This is a genomic window from Pseudomonas sp. CFBP13509 (genome assembly GCF_005233485.1).
GTDB lineage: Bacteria > Pseudomonadota > Gammaproteobacteria > Pseudomonadales > Pseudomonadaceae > Aquipseudomonas > Aquipseudomonas marginalis.
In genome coordinates this window covers 1-25,238 of record NZ_QGAA01000028.1, presented here as the reverse complement: position 1 = coordinate 25,238, position 25,238 = coordinate 1, and the positions used below count along the sequence as shown (strand labels likewise).

General features: G+C 60.5%; 17 protein-coding genes. 3 read left to right on the top strand and 14 right to left on the bottom strand.

Annotation, left to right across the window (positions count from 1 at the left end; all coding sequences use genetic code 11):
* Positions 1–80: 80 nt before the first annotated feature.
* The 9 genes from PspCFBP13509_RS29150 to PspCFBP13509_RS29110 all read right to left on the bottom strand — a co-directional run bounded on the left by PspCFBP13509_RS29150 (position 81) and on the right by PspCFBP13509_RS29110 (position 15,127).
* Positions 81–1,328, bottom strand: coding sequence for an MFS transporter (locus tag PspCFBP13509_RS29150; RefSeq protein WP_242001111.1), 1,248 nt, complete (start codon positions 1,326–1,328; stop codon positions 81–83).
* Between the two features lie 300 nt (positions 1,329–1,628).
* The gene (locus PspCFBP13509_RS29145) at positions 1,629–3,044 is read right to left on the bottom strand and encodes an efflux transporter outer membrane subunit (RefSeq protein ID WP_065927736.1); all 1,416 of its coding nucleotides are present in this window, start codon (positions 3,042–3,044) and stop codon (positions 1,629–1,631) included.
* On the bottom strand, positions 3,041–6,220 hold the full coding sequence (locus PspCFBP13509_RS29140) for an efflux RND transporter permease subunit (RefSeq protein ID WP_065927735.1): 3,180 nt from the start codon (positions 6,218–6,220) through the stop codon (positions 3,041–3,043). Before PspCFBP13509_RS29140 ends, PspCFBP13509_RS29145 begins: the two co-directional genes overlap by 4 nt.
* A gap of 15 nt (positions 6,221–6,235) precedes the next feature.
* Positions 6,236–7,477, bottom strand: a complete 1,242-nt coding sequence (gene mexE / locus PspCFBP13509_RS29135; protein WP_065927800.1) for a multidrug efflux RND transporter periplasmic adaptor subunit MexE — start codon at positions 7,475–7,477, stop codon at positions 6,236–6,238.
* Between the two features lie 257 nt (positions 7,478–7,734).
* A complete protein-coding gene (locus PspCFBP13509_RS29130; protein WP_065927734.1) occupies positions 7,735–8,583 on the bottom strand; it encodes an HNH endonuclease in 849 nt (282 codons plus the stop codon).
* Entirely contained in the window at positions 8,580–10,877 is a 2,298-nt protein-coding gene (locus PspCFBP13509_RS29125; protein WP_137213048.1) for an AAA family ATPase, read from the bottom strand. Before PspCFBP13509_RS29125 ends, PspCFBP13509_RS29130 begins: the two co-directional genes overlap by 4 nt.
* A gap of 163 nt (positions 10,878–11,040) precedes the next feature.
* Entirely contained in the window at positions 11,041–13,254 is a 2,214-nt protein-coding gene (locus PspCFBP13509_RS29120; protein WP_137213047.1) for a GMC oxidoreductase, read from the bottom strand.
* Positions 13,251–13,763, bottom strand: a complete 513-nt coding sequence (locus PspCFBP13509_RS29115) for a sorbitol dehydrogenase (protein ID WP_065927731.1) — start codon at positions 13,761–13,763, stop codon at positions 13,251–13,253. The genes PspCFBP13509_RS29120 and PspCFBP13509_RS29115 overlap by 4 nt, the downstream gene beginning before the upstream one ends.
* Entirely contained in the window at positions 13,760–15,127 is a 1,368-nt protein-coding gene (locus PspCFBP13509_RS29110) for a cytochrome C (RefSeq protein WP_137213046.1), read from the bottom strand. The genes PspCFBP13509_RS29115 and PspCFBP13509_RS29110 overlap by 4 nt, the downstream gene beginning before the upstream one ends.
* A 262-nt stretch (positions 15,128–15,389) precedes the next feature.
* On the opposite strand from PspCFBP13509_RS29110, the gene PspCFBP13509_RS29105 reads away from it, so the two are divergent.
* Both PspCFBP13509_RS29105 and PspCFBP13509_RS29100 read left to right on the top strand, forming a co-directional pair.
* Positions 15,390–17,402: an McrB family protein gene (locus PspCFBP13509_RS29105; protein WP_137213045.1), complete on the top strand. Its 2,013-nt coding sequence runs from the start codon at positions 15,390–15,392 to the stop codon at positions 17,400–17,402.
* A complete protein-coding gene (locus tag PspCFBP13509_RS29100; RefSeq protein ID WP_137213044.1) occupies positions 17,399–18,730 on the top strand; it encodes an McrC family protein in 1,332 nt (443 codons plus the stop codon). Before PspCFBP13509_RS29105 ends, PspCFBP13509_RS29100 begins: the two co-directional genes overlap by 4 nt.
* Here PspCFBP13509_RS29100 and PspCFBP13509_RS29095 read toward each other — a convergent pair.
* From PspCFBP13509_RS29095 to PspCFBP13509_RS29075, 5 genes are all read right to left on the bottom strand, one after another.
* Positions 18,694–19,221 carry a sterol desaturase family protein gene (locus PspCFBP13509_RS29095; RefSeq protein WP_065927727.1) on the bottom strand — a complete coding sequence of 176 codons (528 nt, stop codon included), beginning with the start codon at positions 19,219–19,221 and terminating at the stop codon, positions 18,694–18,696. The two genes, PspCFBP13509_RS29100 and PspCFBP13509_RS29095, sit on opposite strands and share 37 nt — an antisense overlap.
* 111 nt (positions 19,222–19,332) lie before the next feature.
* On the bottom strand, positions 19,333–19,803 hold the full coding sequence (locus tag PspCFBP13509_RS29090; protein WP_065927726.1) for a response regulator: 471 nt from the start codon (positions 19,801–19,803) through the stop codon (positions 19,333–19,335).
* Positions 19,800–22,115: an ATP-binding protein gene (locus PspCFBP13509_RS29085; protein WP_137213043.1), complete on the bottom strand. Its 2,316-nt coding sequence runs from the start codon at positions 22,113–22,115 to the stop codon at positions 19,800–19,802. The genes PspCFBP13509_RS29090 and PspCFBP13509_RS29085 overlap by 4 nt, the downstream gene beginning before the upstream one ends.
* Before the next feature lie 10 nt (positions 22,116–22,125).
* Positions 22,126–22,779, bottom strand: coding sequence for a response regulator (locus tag PspCFBP13509_RS29080; protein ID WP_065927724.1), 654 nt, complete (start codon positions 22,777–22,779; stop codon positions 22,126–22,128).
* The gene (locus tag PspCFBP13509_RS29075) at positions 22,776–23,954 is read right to left on the bottom strand and encodes a sensor histidine kinase (protein ID WP_137213042.1); all 1,179 of its coding nucleotides are present in this window, start codon (positions 23,952–23,954) and stop codon (positions 22,776–22,778) included. The genes PspCFBP13509_RS29080 and PspCFBP13509_RS29075 overlap by 4 nt, the downstream gene beginning before the upstream one ends.
* Before the next feature lie 164 nt (positions 23,955–24,118).
* Between PspCFBP13509_RS29075 and PspCFBP13509_RS29070 the strand changes: the two genes are divergently transcribed.
* Positions 24,119–24,637 carry an SgcJ/EcaC family oxidoreductase gene (locus PspCFBP13509_RS29070; RefSeq protein ID WP_065927722.1) on the top strand — a complete coding sequence of 173 codons (519 nt, stop codon included), beginning with the start codon at positions 24,119–24,121 and terminating at the stop codon, positions 24,635–24,637.
* Positions 24,638–25,238 lie beyond the last annotated feature (601 nt).

The following is a 25,238-nucleotide window of genomic DNA, read 5'->3' as shown; positions in this document are numbered from 1 at the left end:
AAGACGGATTGGCTGAAATTTGCCGTTTAAAACCACGATAGTTCAACGACTCGACGGCCCCGTGGAAAACCTGGGACGATTCAAGCTTCTTGTTTTTTTAAATGGTCTTTTTGCCCACTTGACAGCAATGTTGTACTTACACCCAATAAACCAACAAAACAGGAGACTGCAACGATGATCAACGTCACCGAAAAACCATATGCATCCAACAAACCGCCGAAAACAGTATAGGAGATGCCGATAATAACTGAGTTAACCAGGTTCGCCACAGATAGGCACGATGCTCGGATGTGTGACTCAATATTGTCATGAATATAGGTTTCGTATGAGGTTTCATATATGGCAGGGAGCGACATGATTAGAAGGAAGCTTGCGACCGAAGTGGTTGTACCGATATTCAATGAAAGAATGAAAAGAAGAAAGGTGGCAATAAGGGTGGTAGAGAAAGCAATTATGCCGAGAGAAAAGCGAGAACAAAAAAATCCAGCAGCCATGAACATTAATGCCGACAGGGCTTCAACAGCAGCATAAATGCCAGCGATGATAGGTACCTCTAAACCCTGCATGGAAAAAAAGGGTTGGCCATAGATGAACAAGGGGATCGTTGAAAGCTCGAATAAAGCATATCCAATAAACAAAGGTATAAGAAATGCGCCTTTTTTAGACCGAAAAAAATTAATCAGCGAGGTGAGATGTCCCTCCGTTTTTTCATTAATTTTGTGACTTTTTTTATTCAAATTCAGTGAGAACGCCGGGAGCTTCATTTCGGGAATGAATGTCACAACAACAGCTCCAATGAGCTTTGATGCCGCAAAACAAATATAAACACTGTTCCAAGACCATGTGTCTTGTAATACGCCACCAAGCAGCATAGATAAGCCTAATGAAATCGCACCAATGGCACGGGCGCGTGAGAGTATTTTAGGATACTCTTCGGCGCGATGCTGGGCCAGTAAGTTATCATACAGTAATGCCCTGTCCGAACCGGAGCCCATGGCAATGCTGGCGCCGAACAGACAAAATATTATGGCGAAAGGAATAAAGGAGGAAAATAGCAGAAATCCAATGCCGCTTATAAATAACCCTAAAAAGCCGAGTATGAGAGAATATTTACGACCATATCGATCCGCGAGCAAACCGGATGGGATTTCTAACGCTACGGAAGAAAAGAATAAAAAAGATTGAAGAATGCCTATTTCCCCTTGTGTAATTCCAAATTGCAGCAGGTAAAGTACAAACAGGCTTCTTTGGACATCAAGGTTCATAAAAATTGATAAGGAGTAATATAGGTTGTCGTGCTTGTTTTTGAGTGGCTTCAGGGTGCTCATTTTTATTTAAATATCTGTCTTTTTAAGCTGACGATATTTAAAGTTTAAGGTGCATGCATTTTTTTTAGAAGGCTTCATTTTCTGTGTTGTAGAAGAAATGGCAGCCGCAATAAAAAGCATGTACTCCTGATTGCCAGGCGCAGCGCGGTATTAGGAAGTGACCTACGAAGGACTTCTTGTTTCGCTTACAGAAGTAACTTTCAACATTTTAGGACGCTCCAAACAAAAAAAGCCCCATGATCAAATAGGCCACGGGGCTAAAAATTGGCTGGATGCGACCAACCAAAGGAGCTCTTTACGTTACTTGGCAGTCGCCACGACGGTGTCTGGCTTCCAGCCACCTCCCAGCGCCTTGTAGATCGCCACAATCCCGCGATACAGGTCCACTTCGGCCTGGGCCTGGGAGTCTTCGGCGGCCAGGCGTTCGCGTTGCGCGTCGAGCAGGACGAGGAAGTCCACGGTGCCTTCGCGGTAGCGGATCGCGGCGAGGTCGGCGGCGGCGCGGCTGGATTCGCTTTGGCGGATCAGCGAGACCAGGCGTTGCTGACGCTTGCCGTAATCGCTGAAGGCATTCTCGGACTCTTCCAGCGCCAGCAGCACTTGCTGCTCGTAGGTCGCCAGGGCGCCATCGGCTTCGGCGTCTGCACCCCGCAGGCGGGCGCGGACGCTGCCCAGGTCGAAGGCGGCCCAGGTGATGCTCGGGCCAAGGGCCCAGGCATTTGCGGCGGACGAACCGATCTGCGAACCGCGCCCGGCGGTGAAGCCGAGGAAGCCGCTGAGGCTGACCCGTGGGAACAGGTCGGCCTTGGCTACGCCGATACGCGCGGTGGCGGCGGCCAGTTTGCGTTCGGCGCTGAGGATGTCCGGGCGCCGTTGCAGCAGTTGCCCCGGGTCGCCGATCGGCAACGCCTTGGCAATCGCCGGCAGGTCTTTCGGGCCCAGGTCCACGGTCAGCTTGTCGGGGCGCTGGCCGAGGAGGGTGGCGATGCGGTTACGCTCACGCACCTGTTCGGCCTGCAGTTGCGGCACGCTGGCTTCCACTGCGGCGAGGCGTGCGTCGGCGCGCTCCACGTCGAGTTGGTCACCCACACCGGCGTCGCGCAGGCTGACGGTGATGGTGCGCGAGTCCTGCTGGTTCTTCAGGTTGTCGAGGGCAATGCGTTCACGCAGTTGCGCGCCGCGCAATTGACCGTAGGCGTCCACCAGTTCGGCAATCAGGGTGACTTGCAGTTGGTACAGGTCGGCCTCGGCGGCTTGCTGATCGGCGTCGGTGGCTTCCAGGTTGCGCTGGATGCGCCCGAACAGGTCCAGTTCCCAGGCCATGTCCAGGCCCAGGTCGTAACGCTCGGTCTTGACCCTGCGGGTGGTCTGGCCGGGGATCTGGCCCTTGCCCTGGTCGCTGCTGACGCGGCTGGTAATGGTCGGCATGGCGTCGTTGCTGGCGTCATCACGAATCGCCCGCGCGGCCCGCAGACGGGCAAACGCCACGCGCAGATCACGGTTACCTTGCAGCGATTGTGTGACCAGCTGGTTGAGGGTCGGGTCGTCGAACTGCTGCCACCAGATGCCTTCGAACTTGGCGTGGTCATACTGCTTGGCGTCCGCGGCGGCGGTGATGTTCGCCGCCTCCGGGGTCTGGGTCTTGTAGTCCGGGCCCACGGCACAGGCGCTCAGCGCCAGGACCAGCAAGCTCGGCAGGAATACTTTCACACTCATTGCTGTGTCTCCAGCTTCAAGGCCTTGGCCGCTTTGCGCGCTTCGCTGCGCTCCACATAGCGACGGATCAGTACGTAGAACACTGGTGTCAGCAACAGGCCGAAGAAGGTCACCCCGATCATCCCGGAGAACACCGCCACGCCCATGGCATGACGCATCTCGGCACCGGCACCGCTGGACAACACCAGTGGCACCACACCCATGATGAAGGCGAACGAGGTCATCAGGATCGGCCGCAGACGCAGGCGGCAGGCTTCCAGTACCGCAGCGAGCGGGTCGAGGCCTTCCTGCTGTTTGTCCTTGGCGAACTCGACGATCAGAATCGCGTTCTTGCACGCCAGGCCCACCAGTACGATCAGGCCGATCTGGGTGAAGATGTTGTTGTCGCTACCGGAGATGATTACCCCGGTAATGGCCGACAGCAGCGTCATCGGGACGATCAGGATCACCGCCAGCGGCAGGCTCCAGCTTTCGTATTGGGCGGCCAGGACCAGGAACGCCAGCAGTACGCAGAGCGGGAACACGAACAGCGCAGTGTTGCCCGAGAGGATTTGCTGATAGGTCAGGTCGGTCCACTCGTAGGTCATGCCGTTGGGCAGTTCATCCTTCAACAGTTTTTCAATCGCCGCCTGGGCCTGGCCGGAGCTGTAGCCCGGTGCCGCGTTGCCGTTGATCTCGGCGGTGATAAAGCCGTTGTAGTGCATCACGCGGTCCGGCCCCGAGGTGTCGCTGACCTTGATAAAGGTCGCCAGCGGGATCATCTCGCCCTTGTTGTTGCGTACTTTCAGCTGGCCGATCTGGTCGGCGTCCTGGCGGAACTGTTGTTCAGCCTGCACGTTGACCTGGTAGGTACGCCCGAAGCGGTTGAAGTCGTTGGCATACAAGGAACCCAGGTAGACCTGCAGGGTGTCGAAGATGTCGCTGATCGCCACGCCGTGGGTCTTGGCCTTTTCGCGGTCGATGGCGGCATCGACCTGGGGCACGTTGACCGTGTAGCTGGTGAACAGGCCGAACAACTCGGGCACGCCACGGCTCTTGGTGATGACGTTCTGCACTTCTTTGTACAGCTCGTCATAGCCGAGGTTGCCACGGTCTTCGATCTGCAGGCGGAACCCGCCGATGGTGCCCAGGCCCTGTACCGGCGGCGGTGGGAAGATCGCCATGTAGGCTTCTTCGATGTTGGCGTACTGGCCATTCAACGCCCCGGCAATCGCCCCGGCGGACATGCTCGGGTCTTTACGTTCATCGAACGGCTTCAGGGTCACGAACACAATGCCGCTGTTCGGGCTGTTGGTGAACCCGTTGATCGACAGGCCGGGGAAGGCAATCGCAGCTTCCACACCGGGCTGCTTCAGGGCGATCTCCGACATGCGCTTCATCACGTTTTCGGTGCGGTCCAGGCTCGCAGCGTCGGGCAGTTGGGCGAAAGCCACCAGGTATTGCTTATCCTGGGCCGGTACGAAGCCGGTCGGGGTGTGGGCAAACCCGAAGAAGGTCAGCACCATCAGGCCGGCGTACACGAACAGGGCAATGCCCGTGCCGCGAATCACCCGGCGTACGGTACTCACGTAGCCATGGCTGGACTTTTCGAAAAAGCGGTTGAAGGGACGGAACAGCCAGCCACCGAGGAGCTTGTCGAGGACCTTCGAGAAACGATCCTTCGGTGCGTCGTGACCGCGCAGCAACACGGCGGCCAGGGCAGGGGACAGGGTCAGCGAGTTGAACGCCGAGATCACCGTCGAGATCGCAATGGTCAAGGCGAACTGTTTGTAGAACTGCCCGGTCAAGCCACTGATAAACGCCGCTGGAATGAACACCGCACACAGCACCAGCGCCGTGGCGATGATCGGCCCGGTCACTTCGCTCATGGCTTTTTCAGTCGCCGGGAACGGCTCCAGGCCCAGCTCGATATTACGTTCGACGTTCTCCACCACCACGATGGCGTCGTCCACCACGATGCCGATGGCCAGTACCAATCCGAACAGCGACAGCGCGTTGAGCGAGAAGCCGAACAGGTGCATCACCGCAAAGGTCCCGATCAACGAGACCGGCACCGCCACCAACGGAATGATCGAGGCGCGCCAGGTCTGCAGGAACAGGATCACCACCAGCACCACGAGGATCAGCGCTTCGAACAGGGTGTGCACCACCGCTTCGATGGAACCGCGCACAAAGATCGTCGGGTCATAGGCGATGCGGTAATCCATGCCGGCCGGGAAGCTCTTTTTCAGCTCGGCCATCTTGGCGCGCACATCGTTGGAGATGTCGATGGCATTGGAGCCGGGGCGCTGGAAAATCGGAATCGCGACGGCCGGCTGGTTATCGATCAGCGAGCGCAGTGCGTATTGGCTCGATCCCAACTCGACCCGGGCGATGTCCCTGAGGCGCGTGATTTCACCGTTGGCGCCGGCGCGGATCACAATGTTCTCGAACTCTTCCTCGGTGACCAGGCGGCCCTGGGTGTTCACCGATAACTGGAAGCTGGTGTCAGATGGTGCAGGCTGGGCGCCCAGGGCACCGGCTGCCACCTGGCGGTTCTGCTCGCGGATCGCGGTGACCACATCGGTGGCGGTCAGGTTGCGCGAGGCGGTCTTGTTCGGATCCAGCCATACACGCAGGGAGTAGTCGCCCATGCCGAACAACTGCACGTCGCCGACGCCGCCCAGGCGGGCCAGCTCATCCTTGATATTGAGGATCGCGTAGTTGGACAGGTACAGCATGTCGTAGCGCTGATCCGGGGAGGTCAAGTGCACCACCATGGTCAGGTCGGGGGAGGCCTTGTCCACGGTGATACCGATGCGCGTCACTTCCTCAGGCAGTTTTGGCTGAGTCCGTGTCACCCGGTTTTGCACCTGCACCTGCGCATTGTCCAGGTCGGTGCCCAGGGCGAAGGTGATGGTCAGGGTCAGCTTGCCGTCGGCCGTCGATTGCGAGGACATGTACAGCATGCCCTCGACGCCGGTGATGGCTTGCTCCAGCGGCGCGGCCACGGTTTCACCGATGACCTTGGGGTTGGCGCCCGGGAAGTTGGCGCGCACCACCACGGTCGGCGGCACCACCTCCGGGTATTCGCTGATTGGCAACTGGAACAGCGAGATCGCACCGGCGATCAGGATCAGCAGCGACAGCACCGCTGCGAAGATCGGCCGTGAAATGAAGAACTTGGAAAAATTCATCTTGAGTCGTATCCCTTAACCGCGTGGAGACGCAACGGCTGCGAGCTTGGGCGCGGTTTTTTCCGGCGCCACTTGCTCCAGGTTGCTGGCTTCAAGCGCTTGTCGTTGTTGGGCCAAGGCGGCGAGGGTTTCCTTGCTGGCCATCGGGATGGTTTCCGGGGCGACCGGCGAGCCGGGGCGTGCGCGTTGCAGGCCCTTGACGATAATGGTGTCGTCCTTGTTCAGGCCGCTGCGCACGATGCGCAAGCCTTCGATCTTCGGCCCCAGTTCCACTGCGCGATACGCCGGCTTGTCGCCTTCCATCACCAGCACGAACTTCTTGCCCAGGTCGGTGCCGACGGCCTCGTCGTTGATCAGCACGGCGGAGTAGGTGCCGCTGCCGACCAGCTTCAGGCGCGCATACAGGCCAGGGGTGTATTCGCCCTTGCTGTTATCGAACACGGCGCGCCCACGGATGGTGCCGGTGGCCGGGTTGACCTGGTTGTCGACGAAGTTCATCTGGCCCAGGTGCGGGTTGCCGGTTTCATTCGACAGGCCCAGGTACACCGGGGTGGTAGCGCCACGACGGCCTTGGCGAGCGAGTTCGGTGTACTTGAGGTACACACGTTCATCGGCGTCGAAGTAGGCGTAGACCTTGTCGGTGGAGACCACGCTGGTCAGCGCGGTGACGTCGGCGGTCACCAGGTTGCCGGCGGTGATTTCGGCACGGCTGACGCGGCCGCTGATCGGCGAGGTCACGCGGGTGAAGCTCAGGTTCAGCTTGGCCAGGTCCAACTGCGCCTGGATCCCGGCGACGGCGGCGCGGGCTTCCTGGGCGGCGGTGGTGCGCGAGTCGGCCAGTTCGGCGGAGATCGCATTGCTCTGGCGCAGGCGTTCGCCGCGCTGGGCTTCGTTGTCGCTGCGGGTGGCGGCGGCTTTGGTTTGAGCCAGTTGGGCTTCCAGGCGGCGCACTTCGGCCTGGAACGGACGCGGGTCGATCTGGAACAGCAGGTCGCCTTTCTTGACCAAAGCGCCTTCGGTGAAAGCGACTTGGTCAATCTGGCCAGAGACCCGTGGACGAATCTGTACGGTTTCGGGCGCTTCCAGGCGACCGGTGAATTCATCCCACTCGTTGACCGGCTGCTCAAGCACCTTGGCCACGCTGACTTTTGCCGGTGGCATGGCGGCCGCTTGTTCCGGGGTCTTGCCGCACGCGCTCATCACCACCACGGCCAGGATCGCCAGGGGGAAGCGCAAATGTTTGAGTGACTGTTCCATGAGGTGCATCCGCCAATGTATTTGAGATGGGCGGATCATGCGCGGCGAGGCGGTATGTCACGAATCGAATGAAGCAAAGGTAACTATCATTCGGAATGATATAAGCGCGGGGTTAGCCCTCTAGCATGGGGGTTTCGTTAGGGGGCTATCAATGGGCGTGATGACAAAGGACTGTTGTTGCGTGTGTAACGAACCTCTCAGGTCCTTTGTGTTGAGGCTACATATCCAGATTGCGGTGTAGCTTGACGTCTGCGCGATCAGTCGAATGCAAGCTGTTCCTGGATAGCGCGAATGGGATCATGAGCGAGTTGCTGTTTGCGTGACCGAGTGTGTTTGCGGCCCGATGTTTTAGGTGCAGCATCTTTGGTGGCGTCATCTGGAACCACCCACAGTGCGCTGGCCTTGCCGCCGTCGTTCAGCCGTTCGGCAATCGTTATTTCCATGGCATGGCGAAAGGCTTGCAGTTCTGGGCGGTCTGTTGAGTCGCCCTGGGCATCCAAGTCGTCGATGGTGCGTTGCCAGCCCGCCAGCGCGGGGTAGCTGCGCTTAAGGCTGCGCTTACCGACCACAGCGCTGAGTAATTGGGTGCACAGGTGTTGTCCTTGGGGCGTGAGGCCGTGATAGCTGACGAACTCCTGGCGATTGGTTTCCATACGGATGAAGCGGATATGTTCATCGTAGCGATGGTGACGGGGATGAAAGAAGGTCATGACGTCTGCCGTGGGGTAAAGCGCCGGGGCGCCAGGGAACTTGCCCCAGTCGGCCTTGCCCTTGACCGAATTGCAATCGACACACGCAATCGCCAGGTTGCGCGGATGCAAGGCGAATTGAGGATAGGTGTCGCGTGACAGCACGTGTTCGATGGGTGCTGCACTCGCATGGTTAAGCAACCAGCGCTTGCAGTAACAACACCTGGGCTCCTGGCGGCTTTTCAGCGCTACGCGCAAGCGTTTTTTGAGCGCCGCACAGTCGGCTTTGGCAGGGTCGCCCAGCTTGCCCCAGATAGTTTTATCAAAAGCTTTTGCCCCCTTGCGCAATGCGTGCAGAAACTTGCGCTGTTCGCTGTAGGGGAGCGCTGCCTTCGGCTCGCCGGTGGGGCGGGTCATGCTGGCAACGCCTGTTGCGCAAGGGCAAAGGTTTCGGTGATGGCAAGACTCGCGTGGTCGATGAGTTGCAGGTCCTGTTGGTAGCGCTTGTCTTCGGCGTCACCGGAGGTCTTCATGATGGTTGTCATGTATTCCAGTGCTTTCCTGAGGTCTTCATGTTGTTGGGCATACTTACCCGCCTGGCCCCGGTTGGTTGCTCGAATCGCCTCTGTCACAAGCGCCGCGCAGCGCTCGGCGACTTCCCGGTTGTGCGGGGTGTAGGTCTCGAAGCCCTTGAGCAGGATGGTCTCTACTGAGTGGCGCTGTTCAGGCGCAATTTCTGTCAGTTGATTGTCCTTGGCCATAAAACAATGGCTCAGGTTGTCCTTGGCATTGGCAACCAGCGTCGGTGAATGGGTGGCAATCACGAACCGGGTTTGCAGACGTTCTGCCATCAGGCTGAACAGGCTCGGCAGCAACTGCTGCCAACCGACATGCAGGCTCACTTCTGGCTCATCGATCAGCAGCACTTTGCCGGGGCCGGCGCTTGCCATGATTTTGGCGAACAAGAGCAGCACCTGTTGTTCGCCGGAGCTGAGGTCGGTGAATTTCAGCAGGTTGGAATGGCCTTGGCGACTCAATGCGAGACTCAGTCCCTTGAGGGAAACATGTTCACTGACCGCGAGGGCAAGGGGAATGACTTGGGCGGCCAGGTCGAGTGGTCGCAGCAGTTCGTTGAATGCACCATTGGGCGCAAGGTACAGGCGCTGTTTGAGGCCCATGCGCTCAAGCAGGTTTTCCAGCAACGCCAGGCGCTCAGGTATCTCGACCGTTTCGACCAACAGGTCGATCAACTTGCGCTCGATGGTTTGCGATGAATACCCGGTACTCGTCCGGTCGCCCAGGTAGCGATAATGAGGATACTTCTCGCGATTGCCCAAGGGAAAACGGTCAATCGGCCCGACCACAATGGCCACACTGGCGGTGGACTGTTGCTGCAGGTGGTCAACCAGAGAAGCCAACAACAGGCTTTTGCCGGCACCATTGTTACCGATGACGTAGGTGCAGGAAGATACGCTGCCTGGTTGCGCGAGCAGGTGCTCCAGCGGGCGCCGGTCGAGCAGTGAAATTTCCCGTACTCGATCAACGGGCGGAACCCGAGTCCCGCCGATGCGGGTCCTGAGCACATCCTTGGTGTCCAATTCTACGCAAACGCCGTCGACATCCTCATACCCAGTGTCGAACCATTGGGCAAACAGCCCTTTGAGTGAACCCAGCAGCTTCGACTCAGGGTATTGGCTAAAGCGCAACGCTCCATCTGACCTCCATATCTGGTAAATCGCTGCTGAGAAGTAGGCGAGCTCTTCTGCGCTGACCCCCCGAATCCCAGACAGCAATTTGCGTGTGTCGATGCACAACGTTCTGTCTGCCTGGGATTTTTGGCTATTCAACAACCAGGCGTAGTAGCGGGTGGCGTTGCCAGCGTCGTTATAGCTCGTGAAATCGAACACGGCTTCAAGCAGGTCATTGCTGGACAGGTGTTGCTTGAGTTTATCCAGGGAGGCGGGGGTTGGGGTCCGGCCAGGCGTGAACACCATCAGTGTTCGCCCCGTTAACGTGCCTTCTTCGGTCCGTTGTAACAGTGAGACGAAGGGCTGTTTCAAGTCGACCGGGTTATCCAGCAGTGACAGGCCCTCACGTTTGAAGTCATTCGGCAGACCTTGGATCAGTTCGGCATTGACGCCTTGCACGATCAGTCTGAGTCGGGTCAAGTGGTGTAGGGCCGCGCTACCTTCAACAAGCAAGTATGCAAACCGGCCCTGATGGAGGTCGAAATGCTTGACGAAGGCTTCGCCACTATAGGGCTCCAGGTCGATCAGCCCTTCATCGCGCGCCAAGCCGGTGGCGAGTGCTCCGCTGATCTGGGCATGGCGGCGGTCGAAACGGGCTTGGGTGGCAAGAAAATAAAAAAGTGCGTCGAACAGGTTGAGGCACTCTTCTCCGTCCAGTTGCTCCGTGACCTCATCCAACAGCACTGATAGCTGTTCGTAGGTCTGTTCGTCGCATGCAGTGATTTTTTCGGCGAGGCCACAGTGCTCCATCAGCATGTGCACGCAGGCCTGAATGGTGTCGTGGTAGACCCAGTACTTAGTCTCCCGCTCCTTGACCCATTTAGGGCTGTCCCAGTCCACGATTTGCACGGCGAGGACATAGAGCAAAACCTGCTGGAATTGAGCGTCCGTCATCTCGCTCTGAAGCTGACTGGCCTGTGCGCGTGCTAATAGCTCGCCGAGCCAGATATGACTTTCTTCCATGAATGTCCACCTGTTTCCTATGACATTAGAGACCGGGGACCGCCCCCGAGGTGCATGGGTTTGAAGTTTACCTATCGATTCAAGTAGTGGCGAGTAGCCATTTTCGACTGTCTGCCAGCCACCTAAAAAAATGGGCTGCGGGTTTTCCCCGCAGCCCAGGACCCTACGTGGTACCGAACCCCACCTGCACCGTCAGCGCCCCCTGGTTATCCCCCAACCCAATGCCATAACGCCCCTCCAGATCATCGTTGATGCACAGCTGCAATTCCCCGGTCTGCCCCGCCGGAATCTCCGCCAGGTCACCCACCAGAAACGGTGTCCCGCTGCTGCTCACACGGCCAATCAGCGCGCCCTCATTGGCTCCCGGCAAGGTGTAGCCCGCCTTGGCGATCAGCCCGGGGCTGCCGTTGCCATCGACCATGCCGCCCACCGGGCTGGCCAGCCACTTGCTGCTGACATACCGCACCAGGCGCGGGCTCGGGCCGCTGATCTGCACGCCAGTGCCTTGCCATGGCTGGTTGGCCTGCACCTGTACTGTCGCGGCCTTGAGCTCGTTGCACAGGGTGTCGCCGGCCTGGATCGACAGCGCGGCGATGGTCAGGCTGGGGTTGGAGGTGCCGGTAGTGGGGAACACGCCATCACCCACCAGGAACAGGTTGTTGTGGTCCCAACTGCGTTGGGTCTTGTCCACCACCGAGGTCTTGGGGTCGTCCCCCATGCGGTAGGTGCCCATCAAATGCCCGGCACCCTGGAACGAATAGGATTGCCCTTGGTAGGTGAACACCCCAGGCGGGATGTCGGCAGTCAGTTCGGTAGCCCCGAGCAGTTCGGTGATGACATGGCTGGCCAGGATCCGCGCCTGTTTGAAGCCTTCCTTGGTGTAGTTGGACAGGTCGTAGTGGATTTCCGGGCGCGGGATGCCCAGGCGGTCCTTGTATTGGCTGGAAGGCACGATATAGCAGTTGGCGTTATTGGGATCTTCCTCCACTTGCTCCACCAGGAAGCCTATCCGAAATTGCCGCGTGAGCAGGTTGTTCAGCTGTTGCACCAGCGCCGTGCCGAACAGCACCTGGGGCGCGCCCGGTGTGTTTGGCAGCGGGTTGGTCTTGCTGACGTTGGTGCCATCAATCAGGTCGGCGACGGTGGTGTAGGGATCGCCGATCGGCCAGTTGAAGCCCTCGTTGCCGATCTCGATCCGCCAGGCCGCGCGCTGGCTGCGGAACGCGCCGTCGCGCAGGCTTTCGATGCCGGAGGTGGACACCGGGCCGCGATACGGGAACACCGTCTTGCCCTCGGGCATCAGGCCCCAGGCCAGGTAGATCGGGTGGTCCGCCAGGCTTCGCCCGACCTGGCCGCTGCTGTTGGCCATGCCGTTGGGCCAGGCGCTGCTGGTGGAATTGAGCAGCAACTTGGGCGTCTCGATGGCATGGGCGGCGATCACATAACGTTGCCCCACCGCAACGCCGGTGCCGGTCGGTGGCCCATCGCCGAGCTGATACTGGATGAACTCGATACCGCTGATGCTGTTGTCCGCCCCCACGGTGACCTTGCTCGCCACGGTCTTGTACAGCACCCGCACATTGCCGGTGTTGAGCGCGTTGTTCATGGTCACCGTGGCATCGTACTTGGCCTGGATCGGGCAGATCGGTGTGCAGTTGGTGTTACCCGCGCACACCCGTCGCCCGGCATACGGCTGCGAGTTGCGCCCGGCCGGCGTCGGGCTGACCACCAAGGGCAGGCCCTCGAACGACTGGCCCTGCACCGCGCTGACGAAGCTGCCATCGACCAGCGACAGCGGGATGCTGGTCATCGGGTATTCATAGTTGGCCGGGAAGGTAATGCCCAGGTACGCCTGGTCGGCCACGTTCGCCGCCACACCGATCTCCGCTTCGGCACGGCAATAGGCGCTTTGCAGGTCGTTGTAGCTGATCGGCCAGTCCACCCCCACGCCGTACAGGGATTTCATCCGGAAATCATTCGGCAGCATGCGCAGGCAGGTGGCGACCCAGTGCCAGGTGGTGCCGCCGCCCACGCGCTCATAGGTACTGGTGAACGGCAGCGGGCCTTTTTGCACCAGGTAGCTGACCTCGGGGTTTTTCCAGTTGTCATTGATCAGGTCGGCGATGGTCGCGCGCGGTGCGTTCTGTTCGGCCGGCTTGCGCAGCGGGCTCAAGGTGCTCACCGGCGGGTAGGGTGATTCGGGCGTCTTCAACGTCGCGGTATAGAAACGCTCCAGGTACTGGTTGCGATTGGGCGGGATCTCCGGCCCCGATTCCAGCACCAGCACTTGCACCCCGGCCAGGCCCAATTGATAGGCAATGAGGCTGCCCGCAAGGCCCGCACCGACAATCACCACATCTGCTTGTTCGCTACTCATGACGATGCTCCTGGCTGCGTGCTGGCGTTAACCCCGGTGAAGTCTTCCAGGCTGGGCGGCGGGCTGTTCCAGTAGCCGAAGAAGAACTCGCTGTAGCCCATGGGGTGGGCCTGGGCAATACTCCACGCCCAGCTCTGGGTGTAGGCCTCGTCACTCACCACGGTTTGCTCGCCGAGCGGGAACGCGCCCTGGGTATACGGCTGGTACCACACGCCCAGCAGCCAGAGCTTCATGATCGCGCGTGCCACCTGGGCGGTTTGCGTCGGTGCCGGTTGGCCGTTCTGCATCAGGATCGCTGTGCCGATTTGCTGCGGTGTCGCCTGCTCGGCCGCCAGCGTGGCGTACTGGGCCAGCAGGGCGCTGAGCACGCTTTGCCCGACACGCGGGCCGATGAAGTTGAGAAAGGTGCTGGGCAGGCCGATGGGGTCTACCGACGGCGCCAGCAGTTCCTGATCGATGCCGGTGAGCACCACGCTCAGGCCAGTGAAATTGTCCAGGTCGGTACTCATGGCTGACTCCTTGTCACACCGGTGGATTGGGCGCGCTCGAGCAGGTAGGTGAAGTCCGCGAAGCTGGTGCGCGGCGACTGGGTCACGTGGGTGGCGGCATTGCCGTGACAGGCAATGCAACTGGACGACGCCTGGGGCACGGTGCCCTGGATATAGGTCTCCAGCGTGGCATTGGCGAGGAACGACGGTGCCGGATTGCCCAGCGGCTTGGTGGCGGAGATCTGGCACGGCGGCTGGCCGCTGAGCGTCGGCCACTGGGTGCTGATCAGCTGATAGTTGGCCCATACACTGTTGGGATTCACCGTGCGCAGCAGGGTCTGGTAGGTGGTGTTGAGGGCCTTGGTTTCATTGGTCAACGGTATCTCGCGCACGATCTGCGAGGGCGTGGCCTTCACCGCCGGGTTCCATGGCCGGGGCGGCGGCTGGTTGACCTCGGCCTGGCTGCTGGCGTTGTAGAACAGGTACGGGCCTTTGCGCTCGGCGGGCGGCGTGGTCTTTTCCGGCACATTGTCGACGTGTTCGAAGGTCGACCACACCCACTGCGGCGCGCTGGTGGTCTTGTGCACGATATGCAGGCCCACCAGCCCGACCGGCTCGGCCACGCAGGACTCGGCCACCACCGGCCCCTTGCTCGGGTCGCTGTTGCCCGGCGTATACACCAGGGCATCGACACTATGGAAGCTGGCGGGATTGTCGTTGCCGTCCAACACCTTCCACGCGGCCTTGACCATCAGCGAACCCACCTCACTGGTGCTCGGGTTACCGCAACTGAACGCCACGGCATTGGTCGGGCTGGCGGCAAAAAACGCCTGTTGGCCCTGGATGCTGTAGAGGCCGTTGTTGACGATGCCGTCGAACATGGCTTGGTTGACCACGATTTCATTGCGCGTGTACACGCCGCTCTGGTCCACCAGGGGGCCGCTTTCAAACGGCTGGATAAACTCGTCGAGCACATCCGGAACCTTGCCCATCTGTTGCAGCAAGCGCCCGGAACCCTTGCCTTCACAGGCTTTCGGCACGCTGGCGGGCGCATGAAAGGGCAGCGGCTTCTGCCCTTGGGCCAGGAATATCTGATAGCTCTCCTTATAGCTTTCCCACACGGTGGCCGCGTCCTGCTGGCCGATCTGCACAGCGCTGTTGGGTTGACCCGTGTCCAGGGCCGGCCAGTTCAGCGCGATGAACGTCTGCCACGACATTTCATCGAAGTTGGCTTGCAGGCTGGACAGGGAAAAGGGCGGGGTCGCCGTGACATCGAAGGGTATTTGCGTAGACAACGTGGGGGCCGCGACGACCAGGGGGCTCAGCAACGCGCCAAACAGCGCACAGCCGAACCCGGGCCGGGGGCGATGGGTTTCCATTCTCATCGGTATCTCCTAGGCATCAGGCGCCGGGAGACAGTGGGTCCGTCATGGACTCTTCAATGCGCCTCCTGGCACGGGCTAGAGCGTAGATAAGGTTGGCGGCGCAGGTGTATGGGCGGCTAGATTTGTTCGTAATAAAAACAATCGCCAAGCAGGCTGTGGAGCAGACGCGTGACTTTCCGTAAACATTTTGACCTCGCTACTATCCAAGCCTTAAGCACTGATGGCAGTATGAAATCACTTTCAAGGGAAGGAATTTCAGCACGTGGTACCCACCAACTTTACCCGTGACCAATTCGCATGCCTGAGCGAATGGCACGAAAAGGTCTTCGACAAGACCGATACCACCCATCGCGACGCTTACAGCCAACTGCGCAACGCCTATGACATCACCAAGCGGTGGGCTGAGACTTTACAGGAGCGTCTCTTCCCCCAAGGCACCACTAAAACCATTCGCCGACCCATAGACCAGTGGAACAGAAAGTTCGTGGCCTACAACTGGTCGCGTATCTATCCGTACGCGGATGCTCCCCTGGAGCTGGCCTACACCGTAGGCATCGACGCTGTTGACGGTTTCTTCGTCAAGATCGATCTGGTCGACGCCAAACTCGACGATGCCTCCCTGCGCAGGCGCTACGACGAAATCCGTGGGCCTTACCACGACTCGCCGATTGTTGCGCTCATGTCGGCCGAAGAAGGCCTGGCGATAGGCTTCTCGGGAATCATCGAGTGGAGCGCACACGCCATCAACCATTTCCCAATCGGGTACAGCCAAGTGGCCGAACAACTGGGTTTGATTACAACGCCGAACGCGGCGCAACTGTTGCAGCATTTTCAGTGCTGCAAGGATTTCAGAGAACGGCAGCCAAAGTGGAGCAGCGAAATGACGCAGTTGTTTGTGCGTCTTGCCATCGCGGTTCATGGGTTGGGTTTTGACTGGTGGGCCACGAAAGCCACCAACACGCAGTTGGTATTCGGCGGGAAAGAAAAAAGCGCCATTCGGGGATCGACGATGGGGGCACTGTTTGTGCGCTTTGATTGTGTCGAAGTCCGATGGTTGGCGTTTGACGGCCTGGATGCCGTGCCGCTGAACCAGAAGTTGAGCCCTGAACTGGTGGCATTGGTTGAAGCGGCCAATGCGCAGAAACAGGGCGTTTCGGCAAAACGAGGCCAGCGTTCCCGCCGCATTGGCTATTGGCCGGATCAGTACCGCATCGAAGAGGTTGTCGCCATGGAAGAGGACGTATTGCTGGGTGACAGTGCGCTGTCTGAGGCCAATATCATCACCCGCAATCAAATCTATTTCGGCCCGCCCGGCACGGGCAAAACCTGGACCTTGCAACGTCTGCTCGAGGCCGACTACCCTTCGCAACGCTTCGAATTCGTTACCTTCCACCAGTCTTACGGCTACGAAGAATTTGTCGAAGGGCTGCGTCCGGTGATTTTCGACAGCACCGCTGCTCATGCGGATGCGACCACCACCGGCGACGTTCGTTATGAGATTAAACCGGGTGCTTTCTTGCGCCTGTGCGAGCGGGCCAGGAAGGACCCTGCGCATCAATACGCGATGGTGATCGACGAAATCAACCGAGGCAACATCAGCAAGATTTTCGGCGAACTGATCACCTTGATCGAACTCGACAAGCGTGAAGGTGAGGTCAATTCGGTGACACTGACGCTGCCCTATTCAGGCAAGCCGTTCAGCGTGCCTTTGAACGTCGACGTGATCGGCACGATGAACACCGCCGACCGTTCGTTGGCGCTGGTCGATACCGCCTTGCGCCGCCGCTTCGAGTTCATCGAACTGATGCCGGATCCCCGTGTATTGAAGGGTGTCACGGTGTCCAAGGGCGATCACCAGATTGACCTGGAACAACTGTTGACCGCCCTGAACATGCGCATCGAAGCGTTGTATGACCGTGAGCACACCATCGGGCATGCCTATTTCACGCCATTGAAAGGCATGTCCTCGGAGCAGCGTTTCGGAGCGTTGGCCACGCTCTTCAGAACCCGGATCATCCCGCTGCTGGAGGAGTACTTTTTCGACGATTGGCAGAAAATCAGGCTGGTACTGGGCGACAACCAAAAGAAAGCGCCTGAGCTCCAGTTTGTACGCGATGTTGAGTCGGGCAGAGGGGCCACGAACCTGTTTGGTTCGAGTGATGAGTGGGACGAGTATGCGCTACGGCCACGCTATAGCCTGAATGCTGACACCTTCAACACACCGCAAGCGTACATCGGTATCTATTCGACGCTATTCAAGCCTGTCGCCGAATGAGTGCCATACAGATCTTTGAGTACGGCAGGCTGGTGGAGTCTGGCGACGGGGTGAGCGCAACGGTAATCCCCGGGCGCGTATTTGCCTGGCTGGAAGAGCAATGCCTGAAAGCCGACGAGCACGCACCTGCCTGGCTCAGACTGACCAGCCGCCGAGGGCAGCGCGTTATCCAGGTGACCAGCTATGTGGGCGTCCTGCGTGCACCTTGCGGTTTCCAGATCGAGATCCTGCCCAAGATCGGCAGCGAAACATCAGCGTCCCTGGCGCGCCGGAAACTGATCGAGATGCTCAAGTGCCTGCGCGGTTTTCGTCACCTCAAGACGCTGAATGCCGATCTTCAGGCTGACCGAATGCCGCTACTCGAGGTGTTCCTGCAACAGTTTCTCGAGACGGTCAGGCATGTCGTCAGGAAAGGGCTGCGCAGTGATTACACCGCCCGGCAAGCCAACTTATCCAGCCTGCGCGGCAAGCTGGTGATGGCGCGTCACCTCTCGGAGAATCTGGTGCGGCGCGACCGGTTCTTTACCGAGCACGATGAGTTCACTCCGGACCGTGCTGAAAATCGCCTGATTCATGCGGCCCTGCGCAAAGCACTGGATATGTGCAGCGCGCCCGCCAATCAGCGTCTGGCGCGCGAGTTGTGTTTTGTTTTCGCTGATGTGCCGCTGCCCACCGATGTGGCGCAGGACTTCAAACGCATCCGGCTGGACCGGGGCATGGCATATTACGAACCTGCCCTTGAATGGGCGCGGCTCATCCTGCAGGGCAACAGCCCCGTACCGGGCGCCGGCCAGCATCATGTGCCGTCGTTGTTGTTTCCGATGGAGGCGGTTTTTGAGGCCTATGTGGCGAAGCATCTGGCGCGCCAGTTGGAGGACGGCTTTGGCCTGAAAACCCAGGTCAGCCGCGAGCACCTGGTGGTGCACAAGGACGAGAACTGGTTCCGCCTGAAGCCCGACCTGCTGGTTCAAGAGGGCACGCAGCCGCGAATGGTGCTCGACACCAAATGGAAGTTATTGGATCGCGCCAAAGGCAACCGTTTCGAGAAGTACAAGCTCAGCCAGGCCGACTTTTACCAGCTCCATGCGTACGCCCACCTCTACTTGAAGGACGCCGGGCACGCCGTTCTGATCTATCCATGGACAGAGTCGTTCCGCGAACCCTTGCCCGTTTTCGATTTCAAGAGCGCCGAGGGCTTGAAACTCTGGATCCTGCCGTTTTGCCTTGAGCGCAGTAAATTGCTGCTCCCCGAGGCATCCCCCCTGGGGAGATTTATCAGCACTGAGGGGGCTCAGGCCGGCTCTGCATCCGCCTCAACCCGAATATAAGTGCGAAACACATGGTCCCACAGCGGCGAAGACACACCGAAGTTCTTCTCGATGCCTTTGCGGTGATGCAGGTCGTGATTGGCCACCAATCCCGGAATAAAGGCGTAGGCCCAATGCTGCGGGCGGTGCATCACGTAGTGCAGCGAGATGTAGACGAAATAGCCCGTCACCGCGCCGATAAACGCCGAGGTGAGGCCGATGGACCAGGCGAGCAACAACAGCACGGCGAAGGTCGAACTGGTTTTCCAGCTGGACACGCCGATGTAGGCCAGCACGTCGATATGGTGGGTCCAATGCTCGCGGCGATACAGCGAATGGAACAGGAAACGGTGCGCCGAATACTCCACCAGCGTCCAGGCCAGCAGGCCCGACAGTGCCAGCCAGGGCTCAAAGGGCGCCAGATAGAGGGCAGCTACCACAAACAGCGGAACGGTGAAGAAATCGAGGTAATAAGCAACCGATGACATCAGCCATTTATTGGAAGCAGCCATGCGCGGAATATCCCTGTAGTGCGAAATGGACGGGCGCGGGATTGTCCGGTGTCGGGCCGCCGTATACAACATCCCGGCGTGGCGACGTGGTGGATTTGTGAGCCAATCGCCCTAGCAGCGTCGAATAGCCGTTGATCCGCTACGTTGCAACAACTCAATCCGGTCCGCCGGCACCAGCGTACGCAAGGTCTTGTACAGCACCCGGGTTTCCAGCAGGTTCCACACCCGCAGCATGGTTTCCAGCGCGTCCAGGGGTTTGCTGATGAAGTCCCGGGCGCCCAGGGCCAGGGCACGCAGGCGCGTGTCGCGGGTCGCGTCGGCAGTGAGTACCAGGATCGGCAGGTATTCACCCTGGGGGATGCGCCGGTTGAGTTGCTCCAGCACCGCAAAGCCGTCGAACTCCGGCATGTGCAGGTCGAGGATCACCAGGTCCGGCTCGAAGCTGTTGAACAACTCCAGGGTGCGCAGCGGCTGGGTGCTGCTCAGCACGTTGGTCAGCCCTTCGCGTGCCAGCAGTTGCTCCACCAGGTCGAGGTTCGGGCGTTGGTCGTCGATGATCAGGATACGCAGGTCGAGGTTCACGCGGGCTCCGGAAAAGCTTGGTCGAGGTGGGCGAGAAACGCCGGCACGTTGATCGGTTTGTTCAATACCGCGGTGGCGCCGGCTTCCTGCAAGGTCTGGCGGGTAAGGTCGCTGGCGTCGGCGGTGATCATCAGCACCGGTGTTTCGCGGGTGATCGGTGACTGACGCAGGCGTTGCAGCACCTTCAAACCATTGATGTCCGGCAGCGACACATCCAGCAGAATCAGCTGTGGCGCATGCTGCGCGGCGAGGTCCAGGCCCAGTTGGCCTTGCATGCTCGACAGCAGGCGTATGCCGGGCCGACGTTGCAGCAGGGTTTCGATCAGCGCCAGGCTGGAGAGGTTGTCCTCGATGCACAACACCTTGCCCTCGAAGGTGCTGACGACGGGAGCAGGGCGCTTCAATTCGGTGTCGATGCCGGGCGTGGCAATACTCTGGGCGTGGGCCACGCGCACGAAGGGCAGTTCCAGGGTGAAGCGCGAGCCGACGCCGGGCTGGCTCTGCACCTTGAGTCGGCCGTCCATGTTCTCCAGCAGGCTTTTACTCAGTGCCAGGCCCAGGCCGCTGCCTTCCACATTCGGGTCGGCCCCCAGGCGTTCGAAAGGCTTGAACAGTTGCCCCATATGATCGGCTGCGATGCCGTTGCCGGTATCGCACACAGCCACGCTGACTCGTTGTCCACGGATATCGACCTCAAGGCTCACCTGGCCATCGCGCCGGTTGTATTTGATCGCATTGGACAGCAGGTTCAGCAGCACCTGGGTCAGGCGCTGGCGGTCGGCAACGATGCCCGTATCCGCCGCCAGTGCCGGCAGCGGCCGCAACTGCACGCCTGCGTCGGCGGCCATGGGCGACACCAGCGTCAGCGCCTCTTGCAAGGTGCCCGCAAGCGGGATCGGCACGATATTCAACGCCAGGCTTCCGGCCTCGATCTTGGCGATGTCCAGCACTTCATTAATCAGCGTGAGCAGGTGCTGGCCGGCGCGCAGAATATGACCGACATCGGCCTTTTGCGCCTTGGGCGCGTCCATGTCCAGCAGTTGCGCAAAGCCCAGGATCGAGTTGAGCGGGGTCCGCAGTTCGTGGCTCATGCGCGACAGGAATTGGCTTTTGGCGCGGCTGGCGCGTTCGGCTTCCTCGCGGGCGGTGCGCAGGGCGATCTCCGCCGCGCGGCGGTCGGTGATGTCGCGGGTGATCTTGGAAAAACCGCGCAGGGCGCCGGTGCCGTCGTATTGCGCCGTGATCACCACGCTGGCCCAGAACCGCGTGCCGTCCTTGCGGCAGCGCCAGCCTTCTTCGGTGTAATCACCGTTGCGGGTGGCCTCGCGCAACGCCATGTCCGGGTGCTGCGGGCATTCCTGGGGCAGGTAGAACAGCGAGAAATGCTGGCCGATTATCTCTTGTTCGGTATAGCCCTTGATCCGCTCGGCGCCGTTGTTCCAACTGGTGACATGGCCCGCCGTGTCGAGGGCGAAGATCCCGTAGTCCTTGACCCCATCGATGATCAGCCGCAAGCGTTCTTCGTTGTCGCGCAAGGCGCGTTCGCGTTCGGCCAGCAACAGTCCGGCCTCCACCAGGCTGGTGCCCAACTGGCCGATTTCGTCTTTTTCCGGCGGCTGTGGCAGCAGCGGCGAGCCCAGGGCCAGGCGTTGGGCATTGCGCTGCACATTCTGCACCCGGGCGACAATACCCTTGGACAGAAACAGCACCGCGACAATCGCCCCGAACAAGCCGCAGATCGCCGCCAGCCAGGTCGACAGCAACAAGCGTTGGCGGGTTTCGGAGGCGGCGGCGCTGCGCTCGGCCAGCAACGACGCCTCAAGGGTGAGCATGGTGCTGATGTGTTGGCGCAGGGCGTCGAGGATGTGCTTGTTGCTGATCAGGATGGCACTGATGGACTCCGGTGTGGCGTCGCTGTCCTTGAGCATTTCCTCCAGCCCGTCGACCTTGCCGTCGATCAGCGGCTTGATCGCGCTGAGCTGCTCGCGCACCCGTTGATCGCGTACGTTGCGGTCCAGTCGGCGCAGGGCCGACTCGATCTGGGGCTTGGCGTTCAGGTAGCTGGGCAGGAAGTCTTCGCGGCGGGTGAGCAGGTAACCGCGCACACTGGCGGCGGCTTCCGCGAGCAGGGTATGCACGGCCTGGATATCGCCTTGCACGCGTAAAACCCGGCGCACATCCTCTTCGGCGCGGGCGGTCTGGCGTTCCGTGGTGTAGATCAGCACCAGGGACAGCAACAGCACCACCAGTGGCAGTGAAATCACCACCAGCGCCTTGCCGCGCAGCGGCAGGTCGGCCCAACGCTTTCTCATTTGGGCCGCCTCATGTGGGTGTCACCAGGCCCAAGGCGATGCCCCGCACGGCGGCCTGGGTACGGTCAGCCGCGCCGAGCTTGCCGATCACCCGCTCGACATGGGCCTTGGCCGTGCCGGTGGTAATGCCCAGGTGTTCGCCGATGGCGCGGTTGCTCATGCCGTTGGCGACCAAGCCGAGGACCTGGCGTTCCCGTGGGGTGAGCGGTTCGCCGGGGGCGGCACCGCTGGCCTGGCGTTCGGTCATGCGCCGCAACAGCCGGGCGCTGACCGCCGTGTTGAGCGCCTCGCCACCGGCGGCCACTTGTTGTAGCGCATGGATCACCTCGGCGCGGCTGGCGTCTTTGAGCAAGTAGCCCACCGCACCGGCATTCATGGCCGCCTCCAGGTACTCGGGGCTGTCGTCCATGGTGAACATCACCACCTTCACCGCCGGCAGGCGTTGTTGCAGCAAGCGTGCGGCGCCCAGGCCGTTGAGCCCGGGCATGCGGATGTCGAGGATGACGATATCCGGCAGAAGCTGTTCGCACAGTTCCACCGCCTGCAGGCCATCACTGGCCTGGCCGACCACCTCGAACTGCGGGTGGCCGGCCAGCAGGGAGACAAAGCCGGTGCGCGTGACTTCATGGTCGTCCGCCAGCACCAGGCGCAGGACGTGGGTCATTGCGGGACTCCAATCAAGTGCGCAGGCACGCGGGCGTGCAGCCGGGTACCGCCGTCGACGGTGCTGACGCAGGTGAAGCTGCCGCCCAACAGGCTGGCGCGCTCCTGCATGGTGGCGAGGCCCAGATGCTGGACGTCATCTGCTGATGGCTCTGCCTTGAAGCCTCGGCCATTGTCGTCCAGCCGCAGGGACGCCTGGCCGTCGTGCAGCGCCAGGACCAGTTGCACTTGACTGGCGCGCGCATGCTTGAGCACATTGTTGATGGCTTCCTGGCCGATCCGGAACAAGGCGATTTCCACCTGGCTGGGTAAGCGCGTCTCACAGTGCGCCTGCCACACCACGTTGATGCCGGCGTCACGCAGGCGGTCGGCTTCCTTATCGAGGGCTTTGAACAAGCCGAAATCATCCAGCACCGTGGGACGCAGGCCCGCAATCAGTTGCCGGCCCTCGCCAACCGAGTGTTGGGCCAGGGTAAGAATCGCCTCCAGGTCGGCGGCCAATGCCTCCGGCAGCGGCGGGCAGCGCCCGGCAAAGCCTTGCAGCCGCTGGTGCAGGCCCGCCAGGGTTTGCGCCAGGCCATCGTGGAGGTCGTAGGCGACGCGTTTGCGTTCGTCTTCCTGGGCGCGGAGCAAGCGGTTGACCAGGTCGGACAGGGTTTTGTCGCGCAGCTTGAGGGTGCTCAGCAGCCGGTCGTTTTCCAGGTGGGCGGCCAGTAATGTGGCGAGCAGTTGCAGGGACTCGCTGTCTTCGTGCTCCGGCGCCCGCAGGCTGACGCTATTGCCCAGCACCAGTACACCAAAGGCATCGCCGTCACCGGCGCGCAACGGCACTTGCAAGACGCTGGGCACGTCCTCGGATGGACGCTCCTGCCAGCACGCCGTGCGCAGGCTGCGGTCGGCGAGGGCGGCCAGGCTGCCCAAGCGCGACGGGTTGCCATGGCGGGCGCTGGTATAGGCGATGCCCTCGGCGTCCCACTCCTGCAGCAGCCCGTGGTCCATGGCCAGAAACGCGCAGGCCCGCGCGAGCACGCGTTCGCGCATGGCGTCGGGGGCCAGTTGGCGCAATTCCTGGCCGGTATCCACCAACAGGCGCAGGCGCGCCGTACGACTTTGCGATTGGCGAAAGTGCGCGCGCATGGCCAGGGCGCTGCCGGGATCATGGGGCGTGTCATGCATGGTTGATGCTCCATTGCTGCGGGCGCGAGGGGGATCTATTAGACATGGTCGGACCCCTTGGGCGCTATCTGCCAAATGGCATAGGTAAATACCTCCGGTTGGCCGATGGCGGCTGGCGGGCAGGTTGGCAAAGTGGCCTCAACGACGACCACTGGAGTAATGCAATGAAATTCGATATCGCCCCGATCGCCCTGATGTTTGCCCTGAGCGTACCGTTTGTTCATGCTGCCGAGACGGCCCCGTATGTCTACCGTGAAGTCGCCCAGGCGCCGGCCAATGTCAAAGACCGCGAGATTGCCGGTTTATTCGATCGCTGGAACAGCGCCCTGCAGACCGGCAACGCGAAATCCGTGGTCGACCTCTACGCGCCGGGCGCTGTGTTGCAGCCGACCGTTTCCAACCAGGTGCGCACGACGCCGGAGCAGATCACCGACTACTTCGACCACTTCCTGGCGCTCAAGCCGGTGGGCCAGATCAACTACCGCGAGATCCGCCAGCTGGGCAGCAACGTGGCCATGGACAGTGGCGTCTACACCTTCACCCTGACCGAGTCGGATGGCAAGGTGCGTCAGGTGCAGGCGCGCTACACCTTCGTCTATGAGCAGGTGGGTGGCCAGTGGAAAATTCTTAACCATCATTCTTCGGCGATGCCTGAAGTACAGGCCAAGCACGCCAAGCAGTAATGGTTGGAGGGAAAATGCCCATCCCTTGGCGGGGGGGCATTTTTTTGTTGGGGCTGGGAGATTGTTGCTGTGACGGCTCGGGATCCGGCGCCTATCCAACTGATGCCCTGCGAGGGAACAAGTCCACTACACAACTTTCAGAGGTCTGTGGTTTGCTTCCGTGGCGGCCTTCGGGCCGACCATGTCGTTGGATTTGACCGAGTACATATCCGTTGCTGCGGTAACGGCCACTTAGGGTTCCGCTCTTACAGCGGGTCACTTTTGGAAGAGCGCCAAAAGTAACCAAAAACGCTTCGCCCCAACACTCGGCACCTCGCCTAGGCTCGGTGTGCCCTCACTCCGGCTTTGGAGCGTGGGCCGCCGCAATGGGCCATCCTTGGCCCAGTGCGGCTAACCCGGCGTCCTGCCGGGTTACCCACGCTCCAAAGCCTGCGTTCGGCCAGCGTGTTTAACGGGGCGATCCCAGATCAAAAACAAAGCGAGGCGGCCTTAAAGCCGACCTGATCTTTGAAGCGTACGCGGTGTGGCTTCTACTTCCTTAATCGCTGACGAAGTCAGCAATCTTTTGATCTGCTCTGGCTCTGGCTCTGGCTCTGGCTCT

What these genes read in the sequence shown, in the direction of transcription:
- PspCFBP13509_RS29150 (WP_242001111.1), bottom strand. Translation starts at nt 1,328, where the DNA reads ATGAGCACCCTGAAGCCACTCAAAAACAAGCACGACAACCTATATTAC.
- PspCFBP13509_RS29145 (WP_065927736.1), bottom strand. Translation starts at nt 3,044, where the DNA reads ATGAGTGTGAAAGTATTCCTGCCGAGCTTGCTGGTCCTGGCGCTGAGC.
- PspCFBP13509_RS29140 (WP_065927735.1), bottom strand. Translation starts at nt 6,220, where the DNA reads ATGAATTTTTCCAAGTTCTTCATTTCACGGCCGATCTTCGCAGCGGTG.
- mexE (WP_065927800.1), bottom strand. Translation starts at nt 7,477, where the DNA reads ATGGAACAGTCACTCAAACATTTGCGCTTCCCCCTGGCGATCCTGGCC.
- PspCFBP13509_RS29130 (WP_065927734.1), bottom strand. Translation starts at nt 8,583, where the DNA reads ATGACCCGCCCCACCGGCGAGCCGAAGGCAGCGCTCCCCTACAGCGAA.
- PspCFBP13509_RS29125 (WP_137213048.1), bottom strand. Translation starts at nt 10,877, where the DNA reads ATGGAAGAAAGTCATATCTGGCTCGGCGAGCTATTAGCACGCGCACAG.
- PspCFBP13509_RS29120 (WP_137213047.1), bottom strand. Translation starts at nt 13,254, where the DNA reads ATGAGTAGCGAACAAGCAGATGTGGTGATTGTCGGTGCGGGCCTTGCG.
- PspCFBP13509_RS29115 (WP_065927731.1), bottom strand. Translation starts at nt 13,763, where the DNA reads ATGAGTACCGACCTGGACAATTTCACTGGCCTGAGCGTGGTGCTCACC.
- PspCFBP13509_RS29110 (WP_137213046.1), bottom strand. Translation starts at nt 15,127, where the DNA reads ATGAGAATGGAAACCCATCGCCCCCGGCCCGGGTTCGGCTGTGCGCTG.
- PspCFBP13509_RS29100 (WP_137213044.1), top strand. Translation starts at nt 17,399, where the DNA reads ATGAGTGCCATACAGATCTTTGAGTACGGCAGGCTGGTGGAGTCTGGC.
- PspCFBP13509_RS29095 (WP_065927727.1), bottom strand. Translation starts at nt 19,221, where the DNA reads ATGGCTGCTTCCAATAAATGGCTGATGTCATCGGTTGCTTATTACCTC.
- PspCFBP13509_RS29085 (WP_137213043.1), bottom strand. Translation starts at nt 22,115, where the DNA reads ATGAGAAAGCGTTGGGCCGACCTGCCGCTGCGCGGCAAGGCGCTGGTG.
- PspCFBP13509_RS29080 (WP_065927724.1), bottom strand. Translation starts at nt 22,779, where the DNA reads ATGACCCACGTCCTGCGCCTGGTGCTGGCGGACGACCATGAAGTCACG.
- PspCFBP13509_RS29075 (WP_137213042.1), bottom strand. Translation starts at nt 23,954, where the DNA reads ATGCATGACACGCCCCATGATCCCGGCAGCGCCCTGGCCATGCGCGCG.
- PspCFBP13509_RS29070 (WP_065927722.1), top strand. Translation starts at nt 24,119, where the DNA reads ATGAAATTCGATATCGCCCCGATCGCCCTGATGTTTGCCCTGAGCGTA.